The sequence below is a fragment of the Rhodococcus sp. NPDC056516 genome, assembly GCF_042794655.1.
Taxonomy (GTDB): domain Bacteria; phylum Actinomycetota; class Actinomycetes; order Mycobacteriales; family Mycobacteriaceae; genus Rhodococcus_F.
Window position 1 is genome coordinate 386,858 of sequence record NZ_JBHTTG010000002.1, and the last position, 15,880, is coordinate 402,737.

A 15,880-nucleotide genomic window follows, 5' to 3' on the forward strand; every position below is an offset into this window, starting at 1 on the left:
ACCCGCAATACCAACACCGGATCCGAATGTAATCTCCGCCACTTCGTCCAAGTTGTCTGGATGCGATGGCGAACTCGCGTTCTCTCCCTGCAAGGGCGGACTGTGGTCCGATACAGTTCTCACGACGCTTACCAACTGGGGGGTAATGATGAGCGAATTGACTGTCGTCACTGACGACATCCGTAAGTACGGCTCGACGTCGGCCGAAGCTGCAGGACACATCGCGCAGGCCGCCGTCGTCGATCTTGGCGCCAACATCGCGGCAGTCGCACCGGCCGTTGGCCCCGTCGGGATCGAATTTCTCGAAGCATTCGCGCGCGCTCAGGCCGCGCACACCAAAGACGTTGCAGCACTCGCTACGTTCTACGCCGGTAATGCCGCAACTGCCGGTGCAGCCGCGCAGGCCTACGACACGACAGATCATGCAATCGCGTCAGATCTGACCGGCGCGGCTGGATCGACGAGTGTGACAGCGTGAACACCGATCGCGTCAATACCGATCGCGTCAATACCGAAGTCGACTCGACGACGGTCCTCGACCTCCTTCAAGGTGGTGCGCCGGACCCGGCAATGGCCTTGTCTGCGCTCGGGGATCTCTCGGACCTGCTCGCGTCACTTCCGACCCTGCCGTCGATGCCGAGCTTCCTCGTCAGTCCACAGGCCCCGGCACTGCCGAACAACGCGGTCGACTCGATGCTCGCCGGCATACCGGTTCCGGCGCTCCCCGGAATCGAAGATCTGTTCGCGCCCCTGATCGAACTCGGGAAGAGTCTCGGCACAGGCGCTTTTGCCGGCATCGATCCCGCCGGCATCTTCAACCAGGCGTCCACGCTGATCGACCAAGCCATGGGACTGTCCGAAAGCGCGGTCGCCGAGGTGGGGCAGACATGGAACAGCACCGGCAGTGACGCCGCGACCGAACTGTCGCGATCCGCACAGAACAGCGGCGCAGAATTGAGCGAACGCGGAACTGCGATATCGAAAACCACTGCTGCCGCCGCGGAATCGGTGCAGCGAGGCAATGCACATCTCGCGGCGATCGCCCAGTCCTTCGCCGCCACGGTTGCGGCTGCTGCACCGATCGCGTGGACACCACCCGGGCAGGCGATGTTGATTGCCTCCGCGGCTGAACACATGCAGGCAGCGGTCGCGGCGGTGACGCAGACTCGCGGCGAAATGCTCGGGCACACCGCTGCCATGAACGCCCTTGCCGGGTCGATCCCGGTTCCGACTCCACCGATCAGTGAGGCGCTCGCCAACCTTGCCGCTCCGGAGGCATTCGCCGACGCCGCCCGCCGGATCACCCAGCCTCTGTCGGCATCGACCGCATCCATGTCACAGTCACCGGCATCGATCAACGCTGGCGACGCACGGTACTCCACTCACCCCGGCACTGATGCAACTCGGACCTCGGCAGCGCAGGCAGGCGCCGGACTTCCGGCCGGCGTCGAGAAGCTCTGGGGCGCAGGCAATTCGTCGGCTTCACTCGCAGCCGGTGGGTCGCCGTCACCCGGTGCGACCGCGAGCTCCGGCGGAGCGTGGGTGGGCGGGAACGGCGCGAGCGGTGGAACGATGAGAGGCGCAGCGGGAGTTGCTGCAGTTCAACCGGTTCCGGTAGCAACGCCCGGCCTGGGTGCAATATCTTCGGCGGTCGGAGGCGGAAATATGACGCCCAGCGGAATGATGGGCGGCGGACCTCGCGGATCGCGAGACGACGAGTCGTCACGCACCACTCCGGGGTATCTCGTCAATGCCGGCGACGAAAATTCGATGGTCGACGATTTACCGATGGTGTCGCCGCCCGTGCTCGGCGCCGAGGATCCCGATCAGTACCTGTTCCGAGATCTCTGATCAAGACAAACCTCAGACGAAGCCCAACTCCCGCACCGCCGCGCGCTCCTGCTCCAATTCGCTGACGGACAGCTCAATCCGTTCGCGTGAGAAGTCGTCGATCGAGAGGTCCTGAACTATGGCGAATTCACCACCGGCACAGGTCACCGGGAAGGACGAGATCAATCCTTCGGGCACTCCGTAGGAACCGTCCGAACACACGGCCATCGATACCCAGTCATCCTCGGCAGTACCGATCACCCAGTCGCGGACGTGGTCGATCGACGCACTGGCTGCGCTTGCCGCAGAGGACGATCCACGCGCAGCGATGATGGCTGTGCCTCGCACCTGAACCGTAGGGATGAAATCGTTCTCCACCCAGTCGCGATCGTCGATCACCGCGAGCGCAGGCTTACCCGCGACGGTCGCATGGGACAGATCCGGGTACTGCGTCGCCGAATGGTTTCCCCAGACGGATACTTTGCGGACCGACGACGCACGAACGCCGGTCTTCTTCACCACCTGCGCGATCGCTCGGTTGTGGTCGAGACGCGTCAGTGCACTGAACCGAGTGTCCGGCACATCCGGTGCGTTGTTCATCGCGATAAGTGCGTTGGTATTGGCCGGGTTTCCCACGACCAGCACCTTGACGTCCGAGGCTGCGTTGTTGTTGATCGCCTTCCCGTGCGCTGTGAAAATCGCGCCGTTCGCGCTCAGCAAGTCGGCGCGCTCCATCCCCTTGCTCCGCGGACGCGCACCGACCAGCATGCCGATGTTCGCGCCGGAGAAGGCGACGTCGGGATCGTCGGTGATGTCGATGGAGCTCAGCAAGGGAAATGCGCCGTCCTCGAGTTCCATCGCAACGCCTTCGGCAGCGGACACAGCGGCGGGAATCTCGAGCAGTCGAAGTTTGATCGGGACGTCCGCGCCGAGCATCTCCCCCGCAGCTATGCGGAAAAGCATGCCGTATGCGATCTGACCCGACGCTCCGGTCACCGTGACGGTTACGGGCGCAATACTCATTGCCGACTCCTCACCTGCCGTTTTCACGACTGTCCGTTCTACAACGCTGTAAGAACGGTTTCCACGCTAGTCGAGTAATCCGGCCACTTCGTGGTCTGTCAGTGTGGTTCTCGGCACTCGTCCCTCCGCCGTCACGAGTTCGACGGCGCGATACAGCGGACGCTCGGCCAGTCCGGCGCCGCGGGCTTCGGCACGCAACTGTTCGATCAGCACCGAGGACAACGCGGCAGCCGGTACCAACTCGCTGGCAGCGAGGGCGTCGGCGAGCTTGCGGAGTGCAAGGATCTCCAACTCGCGCCCGCCTCCTGCCGTGTACAGCGCGAGCGGTATCCGCACGGTGGACCGTCCGTCGCCGAGTGTCAGGCTGACCTCGCTGATCCGGCCGGATCGCACCGTCAACGCCGCCGTGAGTACCTCGGCCACGTCGACGTCGTTGGTTCGAAAACCAGCTTGCGCACGAACCCTGTTGCCGTACAACGTGATGTGTCGGCGCAGCGTCATCAGGATCGCCAGTGACGTCGGCACCGCGATGACGGCACCGACGATCACTCCAACGGTCGCCGTCGAGAACACACCGACGATCAACCCGACGACCACGCCGAACACCACGACAACAACGGCGAACTTCTTCAGCCGCGGCGCGATCAACGCCACGGGAACCAGATCGAGTGAAACCGGTTCGGCCTCAGTGCTCAACGAGATCCCCGAGCTTGTCGACAACCTGGTCGAGCGCCACCGTCTCCTGCTCACCTGTTGCCAACTGTTTGACAACGACAACGCCCTCTTCGAGCTCACGCTCGCCGAGAACCAATGCGATTGCGGCACCCGAACGATCAGCTGCTTTCATCGAGCCCTTCACGCCACGATTTCCGTACGCCAGGTCGACACGAATTCCGTTGGCACGCAACTGATGTGCGATCTTCACCAGTGCCGCCTTCGCCTCGGCGCCCATCGGCACACAGAAGACATCGACACGTGCCGGTGGTGCAACCGACTTTCCCTCGGCTTCGAGAGCGAGAACCGTGCGGTCGACGCCGATTCCGAACCCGATCCCCGAGAGCGGCTGTCCGCCCAGTTGTTCCATCAGACCGTCGTAACGACCACCGCCGCCGATTCCGGACTGCGCGCCCAGTCCGTCGTGCACGAATTCGAAGGTTGTCTTGGTGTAGTAATCGAGGCCGCGAACCATGCGCGGGTTGACGACATAGGGAACGCCCAAGGCATCCAAGTGCGCGAGCACCTCGTCGAAGTGGGCCTTGCAGCTCTCCGACAGGTGATCGAGCATGAGCGGTGCGCCCGCAGTCATCTCACGTACATCCGGGCGCTTGTCGTCGAGCACCCGGAGCGGGTTGATCTCCGCGCGTCGACGCGTGTCCTCGTCGAGCGGAAGTGCAAAGAGAAACTCCTGCAGCAGTTCGCGGTACTGCGGTCGGCAGGTGTCGTCGCCGAGAGAGGTGATTTCGAGGCGGAAGCCGTCGAGCCCCAACGACCGGAATCCGGCGTCGGCGATCGCGATGACCTCAGCGTCGAGTGCGGGGTCGTCGATCCCGATGGCCTCGACGCCGACCTGCTGCAACTGACGGTAGCGACCGGCCTGCGGGCGCTCGTAGCGGAAGAACGGGCCCGCGTAGCTGACCTTGACCGGCAATTGTCCACGATCGAGGCTGTGCTCGATGACGGCACGCATGACGCCTGCGGTTCCCTCGGGACGCAACGTCACCGAACGATCGCCACGGTCGGCGAACGTGTACATCTCTTTGCTGACGACGTCGGTGGACTCGCCGACGCCGCGCGCGAACAAGCCGGTGTCTTCGAAGATCGGCAATTCGATGTGGCCGTACCCGGCCAACCTGGCGGCGCGCGTCAAACCGTCACGAACGGCGACGAATTCGGCTGACTGCGGCGGAACGTAGTCCGGAATGCCCTTGGGTGCAGAGAAGGTGCTGGCTTTACTCACGAGAGGTACTTTTCCTTATTCTTGTGCGCTGAGTCCAACGAGAAACGGGTTCGAGCTTCGCTCGGCGCCGATCGAACTGTTGCCGCCGTGCCCGGGCAGGACCACTGTCTCGTCACCGAGTACCAGTAGCTTGCGGGCGATCGAGGCGAGCAACTGCTCGTGATTTCCGCCGGGCAGGTCGCTGCGCCCGATGGAACCCTGGAACAGGGTGTCACCGGTGAACGCCAAGTCCACGGGTCCGGACTCGGTGTTCGCCTGGGTTCGGAACACCACGGATCCCTGCGTGTGCCCGGGTGTGTGGTCGACGACGAACGTCATTCCGGCCTCGGTGATCTTGTCGCCGTCGGCCAGTTCGATCACCTCGTCCGGCTCCACGAACGTCATGCCCTGAATGAATTCCTTCATCGTCGGGCCGATCCCCCGTGCCGGATCGCTGAGCATGTAGCGATCCTCGGGATGGATGTACGCGGGTACGGAATACCGCTCACAGACCTCGCGGGCCGACCACACGTGATCGAGATGACCGTGTGTCAGGAGTACCGCGTTGACCGTCATGTCCTTCGAGTCGAGATATTCGAAGAGCGGTTCGGCCGCATCCTGCCCCGGGTCGACGACTACGCATTCGCACGCGTCGTCCTGGGCGAGTATGTAGCAGTTGGTTTGGAACATCCCGGCCGGAAAACCAGTGACGAGCACGGGGGCAACTCCTCTTCGAAGGGCGGAAACGAACAACACGGTGTCGGTTACAGCCTAAGCTGCTGCCCCGCCAGTAAGTTCTCAGGTTGCAATGGGAGACTCTGACGACGAGTAGAGCCGCTTGCCGAAGCCGACCCCAGGGTGTCGCTCGGCCGGCCGACCACGATCCACCCGCGATACGGAGGACTACAGCAGTGCCGAGTAACGAGCAACGCCGCGAGGCGGCGAAACGCAAGCTCGAGCGTCAGCTCGAACGTCGCGCAGAACGTGCCCGCAAGCGCAAGCAGATGACGATAGCCGGAACTGCACTCGGCGTGGTTGTCGTAGTCGGTGTCGTCGGCGGCCTCATCTGGTTCAGCAACCGCAGCGACGACGACGCGAACACCACCAACACTGCAGCCGACGACTCGAGCCTCACGCCGCAAACTGCGGGTGCGATGCCCGCCGGTCTGTCGACGCCACTTGCCGACACGGTTTCCTGCTCGTACCCGGCGGACGGTGCTACTGCGTCCAAGGCCAACAACCCGCCTCGTACCGACGGCATCCCCACCACCGTCCCGGACGCGACACCGAGCATCAGCGTCGAGACGTCACAGGGGAATATCGGGCTCACGCTCGACGGAACGAAGTCTCCGTGCACGGTCAACAGCTTCGTGAGCCTTGCGCAGCAGGACTACTTCAACGACACCACCTGCCACCGCATGACGACGAGCCCCTCGCTCCAGGTTCTGCAGTGCGGTGATCCCTCCGGCAGCGGCTCCGGCGGCCCGGGCTACGGATTCGACAACGAATTCCCCACCACGGCGTACGCCACCACCGACCCGGCAGCGCAACAAGCAGTCACCTACGCGCGCGGCACGGTTGCGATGGCAAACACCGGGGCACCCGGTAGCAACGGCAGCCAGTTCTTCCTCGTCTACGGCGACTCGCAACTCCCGCCGCAGTACACGGTTTTCGGCACGATCGACGAGACCGGTCTCGCCACTTTGGACAAGGTCGCGGCCGGCGGATCGACGCCTGAGGGTGACGGCAAGCCGAATCTGACCACCGACATCAAGACAGTAAGGCTCGACTGATGCGACGTAATCTTGTGATGCGCTTTCCTGTAGTTATTGCCGCTGCAAGCGCCGCGGCGCTGCTTCTGGCTGGTTGTTCCAGCGATTCCGGTAGCTCGGACTCGCCGTCCAGCACCTCCAAGGCGAAAACGACAACGGCCGCTATGCCACCACTCGACATGTCACAGTTCGACGCACTCCCGCCTGTCCCGACTCCTTCCTCGGCGACCGTCGACTGCTCGTATCCGAGCGCAGCAGGTGCAGCAAAAACCGTCAATCCGCCGAGCTCCACGGGCGTATCCACCGAGGGAACCGTAACCGTCGCGCTCACGACTACGGCCGGCCCAATCGGGATGGAACTGAACCGGGCGGAAGCCCCCTGCACGGTCAACAGCATCGTGAGCTTGGCCGAGCAGAAGTACTTCGACGACACCCCGTGCCATCGACTCGTCACCACACCCGGTCTACAGATCCTTCAGTGCGGCGACCCCTCGGGCAAGGGCACGGGCGGACCCGGCTACGGCTTCGACAACGAGTACCCGACCACTGCCTACCCGGCCAACGATCCGGCACTCTCCTTGCCTGCCGTCTACCCCCGCGGCACGCTGGCGATGGCCAACTCGGGTGCCCCGGGTAGCAACGGCAGTCAGTTCTTCCTCGTCTACGAGGATTCGGTCTTGCCGCCCAACTACACGGTCTTCGGAAAGATCGACGACGCCGGCCTGGCGACGATCGAAAAGATCGCGGCCGACGGCGACGACGGTGGCATGGGCGCAACCGGCGGCGGTGCACCCAACACCCCGATCACCATCGAGACTGCAGTAGTCGCCTGACCCCCTGTGCGCCTTTGTTAACCGCCCGCGGTTAATAAAGGCGCACAGCAGTTTACGAGGCCGAAGTCACGCGGTAGACGTCGTAGACGCCTTCCACGTTGCGAACCACGTTGAGCACATGACCCAAGTGCTTCGGGTCGCCCATCTCGAAGGTGAACTTGCTGATCGCCACCCGGTCGCCGGAGGTGGTGACCGAGGCAGACAGGATGTTCACCTTCTCGTCGGCCAACGCCTTGGTGACGTCGGAGAGCAACCGATGACGATCGAGCGCTTCGATCTGGATCGCGACCAGGAATACCGAGGTCGCTGACGGTGCCCATTCGACGTCGATGATTCGCTCCGACTGATCGTGGAGCGAGTTAGCGTTGGTGCAGTCGGTACGGTGCACGCTGACTGCTCCGCCGCGTGTGACGAAGCCCAGAATCGAATCGCCTGGAACCGGCGTGCAACACTTCGCAAGTTTTGCCACCGTGCCGGGAGCCCCCGGAACCAGAATTCCGGAGTCGCCCGTGCTGCGTGTGCGCATCGGCATGGTCGACGGCGTCGAACGCTCGGCCAGTTCCTCCTCGACCGCGCCGACGCCGCCCAGATGAGCAACCAGGCGCTGCACGACGTGGTGCGCCGACACCTGACTCTCGCCTACGGCCGTGTACAACGCGGAGACATCGGGATAACGAAGCTCGTGCGCGATCGTGCTCATCGATTCGGCATTCATCAACCGCTGCAACGGAAGTCCCACGCGGCGGACTTCCTTCGCGATCTGATCCTTACCGGACTCGAGCGCCTCCTCGCGCCGTTCCTTCGCGAACCACTGTCGGATCTTCGCCTTGGCGCGCGGGGAGACGACAAACGTCTGCCAATCGCGACTCGGCCCGGCGGTTGCGGCCTTCGACGTGAAGACCTCCACCACTTCGCCGTTTTCGAGAGTTCGCTCCAGCGCGACCAATCGGCCGTTGACCCTGGCACCGATGCATCGGTGCCCGACCTCGGTGTGCACGGCGTATGCAAAATCGACGGGAGTCGATCCGGCAGGCAACGTGATGACGTCACCCTTCGGCGTGAAGACGAAGATCTCCTTGACCGCGAGGTCGTAACGCAACGATTCGAGGAACTCCCCCGGATCGGCCGCTTCTCGTTGCCAGTCGAGTAACTGACGCATCCACGCCATGTCGTCGACCTCGGCGATGTCGCCCGCGTGCTTGCCCTTGGTCTCCTTGTACCGCCAGTGCGCGGCGATACCGAACTCGGCGGTCCGGTGCATGTCCTGGGTCCGGATCTGGACCTCCAGTGGCTTGCCTTCCGGTCCCACGACGGTGGTGTGCAGCGACTGGTAGACGCCGTAGCGCGGCTGTGCGATGTAGTCCTTGAAGCGACCGGCCATCGGCTGCCACAGCGAGTGGACAACGCCGACCGCGGCGTAACAGTCACGCACTTCTTCGCACAGAATGCGGACGCCGACCAGATCGTGGATGTCGTCGAAGTCGCGACCCTTGACGATCATCTTCTGATAGATCGACCAGTAATGCTTGGGCCGGCCCTCGACGATGGCGTTGATCCGTGAGGCTGACAGAGTCGAGTTGATCTCGGCGCGAACCTTGGCCAGATAGGTGTCACGAGAGGGCGCGCGATCTGCGACCAGTCGAACGATCTCGTCGTACTTCTTCGGGTGAAGGATCGCGAACGAGAGGTCCTCGAGTTCCCACTTGACGGTAGCCATACCGAGTCGATGTGCAAGTGGCGCAATGACTTCGAGAGTCTCTCTCGCCTTGCGCGCCTGCTTTTCGGGCGGCAGGAATCGCATCGTGCGCATGTTGTGCAGACGATCCGCAACCTTGATCACGAGCACGCGCGGGTCCCGCGCCATCGCGATGATCATCTTGCGGATGGTTTCGCCCTCGGCGGCCGTGCCGAGAACGACCTTGTCGAGTTTGGTGACGCCGTCGACGAGGTGAGCGACCTCGTCACCGAAGTCCTTGGTCAACTCCTCTAGTGAGTAACCGGTGTCCTCGACGGTGTCGTGCAGAAGTGCTGCGACGAGGGTGGTGGTGTCCATTCCCAACTCGGCCAGAATGCTTGCGACGGCCAACGGATGCGTGATGTACGGATCGCCGGACTTGCGCCGCTGACTCGAATGTCTGTCCTCGGCGACGTCGTACGCACGCTGGAGCAGCGCGAGGTCGGCCTTCGGATACAGCTCACGGTGGAGGCTGACCAACGGCTCGAGCACTGGGCGGATGGTGGCGTTGCGCTGACCGGTGATGCGCCGAGCAAGCCGAGCACGCACCCTACGGGAGGCGGAGGCGGGCACGGCCAGGTTCTGCCCACCCCGATTGCCGGTAGTTTGCGCAGATCCCGAGTCGTCGGGCGCCGCGGACTTCGATGGTGTCGTCTCCGGAGACGAAACTGCATCCGTCTCCTGCGACACTGCACCCGAGTTCTGTGATCGATCAAGATTCGACGTCATGTCGCCACCTCCTACCACCGAGTTCGATGAGGCAACCGCCCTGCATCGGGTAATTGCCCTGGAGGTCTAACTCGACCCCCAGGAGACAACTTTAATACTCAGACCTTCACCAGGGATGTCAGTGGGTACTTCAAGAAGCGATCTCGACCGCGCAATTCCTCGATCTCGAGCACCACTGCGACGCCGACGACGTTCGCTCCACCCAACTCAACCAACTGTACAGCCGCCTCGAGTGTCCCTCCGGTAGCCAGAACGTCGTCGATCACCAGAACGTTCCGCCCGGTGAGATCGAAGCCGTTCGCCGGGATCTCGAGAGTCGACGATCCGTACTCGAGGCTGTACGAGCGAGAGAGCACCGGCGGCGGCAGTTTGCCGACCTTACGCACGGCCACCACCCCAGCACCCATCTTCGCGGCTGCGCCGGCACCGAGCAGGAACCCGCGGGCATCCACGGCTGCGATCGTGTCGGCGTCCGGGGCACAGGCTACTAGGGCGTCGAGCACGGCGCCGAACCCCTCGGCGTCGGCGAACACCGGAGTCAGATCGGCGAACCGCACTCCAGGGCCCGGGAAATTGTCTGCCCAGCGGGTCAGCCGAACAACGGCGTCTCCGGCGGCCCGGTGGATGGCGATCAATTCTTCTGGCGTGTGCAAGGCAACGCCATTCGAGACGGTCATCTGCGTAGTACCCATCTGTCCATGTTCCAGCCGGTAGCGGCCCGAGTCGGATTGACCAAGACTGCCGACATGCCTGGAGCTACAGCGACAGTTCGTAGTTGATTGAACAGTGGAATCGTAGGCACCTGAGTCCAGAGGATGTTCTCCGCCTCCACCGAGAGTCCCAATTGCGCACTCGTGCTCGCATCCACGTTCAGCTGATCGATGATCTGATCGATCCTGGCGTTTCCGTAATTACCGAGGTTTGCGCCGTTGCCCGATCGCAACGCTCCGCGCGCGTCGATCATGCTCGCTGTTCCGCCCGCCCCGACTTTGCCGGCCATGCCGGAAAGCACAGCGTCGACGCCCCCGGACTGCAGACTCGCAGGATCGAAGCTGTCGCTACTCGCGTCCTCGATCGTGATTCCCGCCGGAGCGCACGCTGCTTTTACTTCGGAGACGATCTGCGCCCGCACCGGGTCCGGCGCCAGGTACCCGACTCGGACGGTCAACTGGTCGAGGCCCGCTTCCGACAACGAGGTCTTCGCAGCCTCGACGTCGGAATTGGCGTACCGATCACCGTCGACCGCAGCGGCGTCACTGTAGACCAGTGAATCCGGCGCCATCAGTCGCGAATCGACCACGCCGGAGCCCAAACCGGCCTGCGGCGCATTCTCCGTCTGACCGAACTTCTCGAACAACGCTGTCCGCGGAACACAATGCGCGAACGCTCGACGAGCGGCTTCCTCGCCCAGAGAACCAGACGTCGCGAGAACGAACTGCTCGATCGACCGCGACGGAATCTGCTGGACGTCGAAACCGGACGGAGTACCGAGCTCGCCCGCCGACCCTGAAGCGACGTCGACGACCTCGATCGAGTTCTTGTCGAGATCCTCGTTCAGATTCACACCACGTGGCCAGACGACGATGCGATCGGTCGCCGGCTGGTTACCCCACCACCGCTCGTTCGCGACCAGCACCAGACCGTCGTCGGCACTGTACGAGTCGATTCGATACGGTCCGGCGGAAGGCAGTACCGAGGTGTCCACCTGACCTGGAGTCAGGTTCCACCCGATGTTCCAGAAGTCCGCGATCTTCGACAATGCTTCGGTGTCACCGGCATTCACCGCGCTCACCACGTCGCTCACACCCGTGCGCTGCGTCACGACGTGTGAAGGCATCAACGCAGTCGCACCGAACAACGACCGCCAATCGGTGAACGATCGCCCGGGTTTGAAGAACACCGTCGCGTCCTTCGATCCGCTCTGGCAGTCGATCCGGTCGATGTCCGCGTAACCGAGATTGTTTGCCGTGTCGAACATGGGCTTCACGGAACCTTCGGCGTCTTCGGTGAACTTGCCACTTGACGCCGCCCACGTGAGGACCAGATCGTCACAGGACATCGGAATCCCGTCGGAGTACACGGAAGCCGGATTGAGCTTGTACGAGACGGTGAGCACGTCACCGGGCAACTCCGACGCCGTTCCGATGTCGGTGTCCGACACGGGCGCCCCCGCCGGACCGGTGAACGTGAAACCGGGAAGCACCCGTCCGAACGCGGCCATCGCTCCGGACACCGACCCAGCTGTCGTATTGGCGTTGTACGTGGTGATGGAGTTGTCGATGGCGTATCCGATGGACGGAACCTGCTCGGCGCTTTCCGAGCAGGCCGCCAACGAACCCGAAGCCACCGCGGTGGCTGCAACGAACGTCATCGATCGAACCAGTGTGCGTGTTCTTGGGAGCATGTTCAGTGCCCCTTCTTGTTTCGCTTTCCGGTCGGCCGCGCACCCGGCTGCGGAGCAACCGGCGCACGACGTGCAACTGGTGCACCGACGGCAACCGCCTGCGTACCCTTCTCGGCCAGCGTAGCCCGGCGGGAGAGCACCTTACGAGTGTGCGCGGCGACGGGTCCCCAGCGTTCCTTCATCGACACCAGTAGCGGCGTCGCGAAGAAGATCGAGGAGTACGCACCCACGATGATGCCGACGAGCTGAACGAGTGCAAGGTCCTTGAGTGTGCCGACGCCGAGCATCCAGACCGCGACCACCATCAGTGCGATCACGGGAAGCACACTGATGACGGTCGTGTTGATCGAACGCATCAAGGTCTGATTCACCGCGAGGTTGGCCTGCTCGCCGTACGTCCGGCGCGTCAGGTGCAGAACACCGCGGGTGTTCTCTTCGACCTTGTCGAACACGACCACCGTGTCGTACAGCGAGAAGCCGAGAATGGTGAGCAAACCGATCACCGTCGCGGGCGTCACCTCGAAACCGACGAGCGAGTAGACGCCGGCGGTGACGATGATGTCGAAGAACAACGCGACGATCGCGGCTACCGCCATGTCTCGCTCGAAGCGAATGGCGATGTAGATACTCACGATCACCAGGAACACAATCAGCGCGATCAGCGCCTTCTTGGTGATCTGGCCGCCCCAGGTTTCACTCACGTCCGCGAAACTGATGGCTTGCGCCGACGGGTTCCCGTTCTTGTCCTTGGGCTGGAACTCGTCGAAGAGCGCCGACTGAAGATCGTTGATCTGCGTCGCATTCAAGGTCTCCGACCGGATCTGCACGGTGGCGCTGGCACCCGAGCCGACTGTCTGCACGCTGACCGGTTCGAACCCGAGTGTGTCGGAGTAGACGGTTTCCACCGCCGACGTCTCGACTCCGCCCTCGGCCGGGAACTGAATGCGTGATCCGCCTTCGAAGTCGATACCGAAGGTGAACCCGCGCAGGATGATGCTCAGCAGCGCAATGGCGACCAGAGCGCCGGTCAGTCCGTAGTAGAAGCGACGCTTGCCGACGACCTCGAACGCACCCGTTCCGGTGTACAACCGTGAGAGCCAGCTGTGCTTGGGCATCGCGCCCTGATCGACGCCGGAGTCGGTGATCTCCGATCGGGCGGCGGCGTCTGTGGACTCGGCCGAGGAACTGTTGTCGGACCCCACCGGGGAGTTGTTGGACTCGCTCATGCTCGTGTCTCCTTAGCCGACGCAGCGGCGGCAACCTTACGTTCGCGGGCAACCTCTTGCACTGCGCCGAGCCCGTTGACGCTGGGCTTCGACCAGAACGCCGAACGGGACGCCATGCTGACCAGCGGCCACGTCACGAGGAACACGACAATCACGTCGAGGATGGTTGTCAGGCCCAAGGTGAACGCGAAGCCTCGCACCTGGCCGACCGCCAACACGTACAGAACTGCAGCGGCGATGAAGCTCACCGCGTTGCCGGAAAGAATGGTCCGACGCGCTCGCGCCCAACCGCGTGGCACCGCCGAGCGGAAGCTACGGCCCTCACGCATTTCGTCCTTGATGCGTTCGAAGAACACGACGAACGAGTCGGCGGTCATACCGATACCGATGATCAGACCAGCCATACCGGCCAGGTCGAGTGTGAAGCCGATGTATCTACCGAGCAGAACCATGATTGCGTAAACCATGACTCCCGAGAGAATCAGCGACAACGCCGTCAGGACGCCGAGCATGCGGTAGTAGACGAGGCAGTAGAGCAGAACGAGCACGAGACCCACCGCGCCGGCGATCAGTGCCGCCTGAAGCGAGGCCAGGCCGAGCGTGGCCGAGACCGTCTCGGCTTCCGAAGCCGCGAACGAGAGCGGAAGCGAACCGTACTTCAGCGTGTTGGCCAATTCCTTCGCGCTGTCCGCGGTGAAGCTGCCGGTGATCGAGGTGGCGCTGCCCGCGGGCGTTGCGCCTTGAATCGTGGGAGCGCTGACGACCTTCGAGTCGAGCGTGAACGCTGCCTGCTTGCCGATGTTGGCTGAGGTGAACTCGGCCCAGGTGTTGCTGCCGCTTGTCTTGAACGAGAGGCTGATCTCGTGGCGCGACTGCTGCGAGTTGAAGACCGACGACGCGTCGGCGATTTCCTGGCCGTCGATGATCGAGGGACCGAGGAGATAGATGTTCAGTCCGTCTTGCGAGCACGCGACCAACGGCAGGGTCGGGTCGTCGTTTCCACGAAGTGGGTCTGCGACGGAGCAGTCGAGGTTTGCCACTGCTTGCTGCTGGACGGTCGGATCGCTGCTCTGTCGGAGGGCGCGCGCTGCGGCGATTTCCGCTGCTGCTGCGTCGCCTTCGTCGGTGCCGTCGCTCGGCGCGTCCCCGGTGGGGGCCGGAGTCGTCGTCTCCGGCGCAGGGGTTGCCTCCGGAGTTGTCGGGTCCTGAGCCAGGAACGGACGGTTCTGGGGAGTCTGGGTCCCGTCAGTGGGTGCTTCGGGAGCCGGAGCACCGGTGGCCGGTGTTTCGGCCGCTGGTGTCTCCGGTGTTGCCGTCCGACTCGCGTCACGGGTGGCGACGTCGATCGAACCGGTCACCGGCCGGATGTAGAGGCGGGCGGTCTGACCGAGCGAGCGAGCCTGTGCGCTGTCGTCTCCGGGAACGGTGATGACGAGGTTGTCACCGTCGACGACGACCTCGGAGCCGGAAACGCCGAGACCGTTGACGCGGGTCTCGATGATCTCCTGCGCCTGCTTGAGACTGTCCTGACTCGGAGCGCTACCGTCCGGGGTACGAGCGGTCAACGTGACGCGCGTTCCACCCTGCAGATCGATGCCGAGTTTCGGCGTGGCCGACTTGTCTCCAGTGAAGAACACCAGGGCATACAGTGCCACCACCAAGACCCCGAATAGGGCCAGGTAGCGGACCGGATGCACCGTTCCGGTGGAAGGTGCCACGATCTTTAAGTCTCCTCAGTAGGTGCAGAGCTTCAGTAAGTGCACGGCTCGGGTGGTCTACGACCACCCGAGCTGCGGCGTTCGAACTGCAACGATTGATCAACGGGTTGAACTGAGCTGCTGGTGAAAGAACGGACAAACCGATCTGGACGTGTGTCCGAGTTCACAACTCTAGAACACGTGCCAGGTCGACGAAGTCAGGACTCCTTGGTGAGCCGGATTTCGGTGTCGGTAGCAGACTCTTCGATCTCGGAAATCGAGTCGTCGTCGTACTCGTCGGTCTCGGTCGTCTCGACGACGCGCTCACGGATGACCAGACGCGACCAGGTGGTGATGACACCGTCGGCGATCTCGAGGTCAACGGTGTCGTCGCCTAGAGAAGCGATCGTGGCGTAGAGCCCGGCTGTGGTCTGCACCCGATCGCCGACCTGCAGCGAGTCCTGCATCTCGGAAGTCGCGGCCAAGGCCTTCTTCTGCTTACGCATGCCCAGGAACATGGGCACGAGCAGTGCGAGGATCAAGAGGGGGAAAAGCAAACTCGACATGTGTTGATCAACCTCGGTTGTGTTGCACGTTTTACACCGCGATGGCCCCGGATGGACCTACGCAATACACCAGTGTGCCATTAGTTGCTGAGGATTCCTGACAGATCGGCCGACCAATGAGGCCTTTCC

Annotated in this window: 14 protein-coding genes; 4 read left to right on the top strand and 10 right to left on the bottom strand. The window is 63.2% G+C overall.

What is annotated here, in order from left to right:
* The first annotated feature begins 148 nt into the window (after positions 1-148).
* Together ACFQ6Y_RS06785 and ACFQ6Y_RS06790 are read left to right on the top strand one after the other, a co-directional pair.
* Entirely contained in the window at positions 149-478 is a 330-nt protein-coding gene (locus ACFQ6Y_RS06785) for a type VII secretion target (RefSeq protein ID WP_378533250.1), read from the top strand.
* Complete coding sequence (locus ACFQ6Y_RS06790) at positions 475-1,851, top strand: hypothetical protein (RefSeq protein WP_378630400.1); 1,377 nt, start codon at positions 475-477, stop codon at positions 1,849-1,851. The genes ACFQ6Y_RS06785 and ACFQ6Y_RS06790 overlap by 4 nt, the downstream gene beginning before the upstream one ends.
* Before the next feature lie 12 nt (positions 1,852-1,863).
* Here the strand turns inward: ACFQ6Y_RS06790 and ACFQ6Y_RS06795 are convergent, their stop codons facing one another.
* From ACFQ6Y_RS06795 to ACFQ6Y_RS06810, 4 genes are all read right to left on the bottom strand, one after another.
* Positions 1,864-2,853, bottom strand: coding sequence for a malate dehydrogenase (locus ACFQ6Y_RS06795; protein WP_378630404.1), 990 nt, complete (start codon positions 2,851-2,853; stop codon positions 1,864-1,866).
* 66 nt (positions 2,854-2,919) lie between these two features.
* Positions 2,920-3,549, bottom strand: a complete 630-nt coding sequence (locus tag ACFQ6Y_RS06800) for a hypothetical protein (RefSeq protein WP_378533256.1) — start codon at positions 3,547-3,549, stop codon at positions 2,920-2,922.
* Entirely contained in the window at positions 3,539-4,810 is a 1,272-nt protein-coding gene (gene hisS, locus ACFQ6Y_RS06805) for a histidine--tRNA ligase (RefSeq protein ID WP_378533258.1), read from the bottom strand. Before hisS ends, ACFQ6Y_RS06800 begins: the two co-directional genes overlap by 11 nt.
* A 15-nt stretch (positions 4,811-4,825) precedes the next feature.
* The gene (locus ACFQ6Y_RS06810; protein ID WP_378544493.1) at positions 4,826-5,506 is read right to left on the bottom strand and encodes an MBL fold metallo-hydrolase; all 681 of its coding nucleotides are present in this window, start codon (positions 5,504-5,506) and stop codon (positions 4,826-4,828) included.
* A 194-nt stretch (positions 5,507-5,700) separates the two neighbouring features.
* On the opposite strand from ACFQ6Y_RS06810, the gene ACFQ6Y_RS06815 reads away from it, so the two are divergent.
* Positions 5,701-6,582: a peptidylprolyl isomerase gene (locus ACFQ6Y_RS06815; RefSeq protein WP_378630409.1), complete on the top strand. Its 882-nt coding sequence runs from the start codon at positions 5,701-5,703 to the stop codon at positions 6,580-6,582.
* Entirely contained in the window at positions 6,582-7,394 is an 813-nt protein-coding gene (locus ACFQ6Y_RS06820; RefSeq protein WP_378544499.1) for a peptidylprolyl isomerase, read from the top strand. Before ACFQ6Y_RS06815 ends, ACFQ6Y_RS06820 begins: the two co-directional genes overlap by 1 nt.
* A 52-nt stretch (positions 7,395-7,446) precedes the next feature.
* Here the strand turns inward: ACFQ6Y_RS06820 and ACFQ6Y_RS06825 are convergent, their stop codons facing one another.
* The 6 genes from ACFQ6Y_RS06825 to yajC all read right to left on the bottom strand — a co-directional run bounded on the left by ACFQ6Y_RS06825 (position 7,447) and on the right by yajC (position 15,751).
* Positions 7,447-9,858, bottom strand: coding sequence for a RelA/SpoT family protein (locus ACFQ6Y_RS06825; protein ID WP_378630412.1), 2,412 nt, complete (start codon positions 9,856-9,858; stop codon positions 7,447-7,449).
* A gap of 98 nt (positions 9,859-9,956) precedes the next feature.
* On the bottom strand, positions 9,957-10,535 hold the full coding sequence (locus tag ACFQ6Y_RS06830) for an adenine phosphoribosyltransferase (protein ID WP_251012150.1): 579 nt from the start codon (positions 10,533-10,535) through the stop codon (positions 9,957-9,959).
* Positions 10,532-12,262: an ABC transporter substrate-binding protein gene (locus ACFQ6Y_RS06835; protein ID WP_378630416.1), complete on the bottom strand. Its 1,731-nt coding sequence runs from the start codon at positions 12,260-12,262 to the stop codon at positions 10,532-10,534. Before ACFQ6Y_RS06835 ends, ACFQ6Y_RS06830 begins: the two co-directional genes overlap by 4 nt.
* 2 nt (positions 12,263-12,264) lie before the next feature.
* Entirely contained in the window at positions 12,265-13,488 is a 1,224-nt protein-coding gene (gene secF / locus ACFQ6Y_RS06840) for a protein translocase subunit SecF (RefSeq protein ID WP_378630420.1), read from the bottom strand.
* Positions 13,485-15,206 carry a protein translocase subunit SecD gene (gene secD, locus ACFQ6Y_RS06845; RefSeq protein ID WP_378630423.1) on the bottom strand — a complete coding sequence of 574 codons (1,722 nt, stop codon included), beginning with the start codon at positions 15,204-15,206 and terminating at the stop codon, positions 13,485-13,487. The genes secF and secD overlap by 4 nt, the downstream gene beginning before the upstream one ends.
* A 197-nt stretch (positions 15,207-15,403) precedes the next feature.
* Positions 15,404-15,751, bottom strand: a complete 348-nt coding sequence (yajC, locus tag ACFQ6Y_RS06850; RefSeq protein WP_230817254.1) for a preprotein translocase subunit YajC — start codon at positions 15,749-15,751, stop codon at positions 15,404-15,406.
* Between the last annotated feature and the right edge of the window lie 129 nt (positions 15,752-15,880).

What these genes read in the sequence shown, in the direction of transcription:
- ACFQ6Y_RS06825 (WP_378630412.1), bottom strand. Translation starts at nt 9,858, where the DNA reads ATGACGTCGAATCTTGATCGATCACAGAACTCGGGTGCAGTGTCGCAG.
- ACFQ6Y_RS06835 (WP_378630416.1), bottom strand. Translation starts at nt 12,262, where the DNA reads ATGCTCCCAAGAACACGCACACTGGTTCGATCGATGACGTTCGTTGCA.
- secF (WP_378630420.1), bottom strand. Translation starts at nt 13,488, where the DNA reads ATGAGCGAGTCCAACAACTCCCCGGTGGGGTCCGACAACAGTTCCTCG.
- yajC (WP_230817254.1), bottom strand. Translation starts at nt 15,751, where the DNA reads ATGTCGAGTTTGCTTTTCCCCCTCTTGATCCTCGCACTGCTCGTGCCC.
- ACFQ6Y_RS06795 (WP_378630404.1), bottom strand. Translation starts at nt 2,853, where the DNA reads ATGAGTATTGCGCCCGTAACCGTCACGGTGACCGGAGCGTCGGGTCAG.
- ACFQ6Y_RS06830 (WP_251012150.1), bottom strand. Translation starts at nt 10,535, where the DNA reads ATGACCGTCTCGAATGGCGTTGCCTTGCACACGCCAGAAGAATTGATC.
- ACFQ6Y_RS06785 (WP_378533250.1), top strand. Translation starts at nt 149, where the DNA reads ATGAGCGAATTGACTGTCGTCACTGACGACATCCGTAAGTACGGCTCG.
- ACFQ6Y_RS06820 (WP_378544499.1), top strand. Translation starts at nt 6,582, where the DNA reads ATGCGACGTAATCTTGTGATGCGCTTTCCTGTAGTTATTGCCGCTGCA.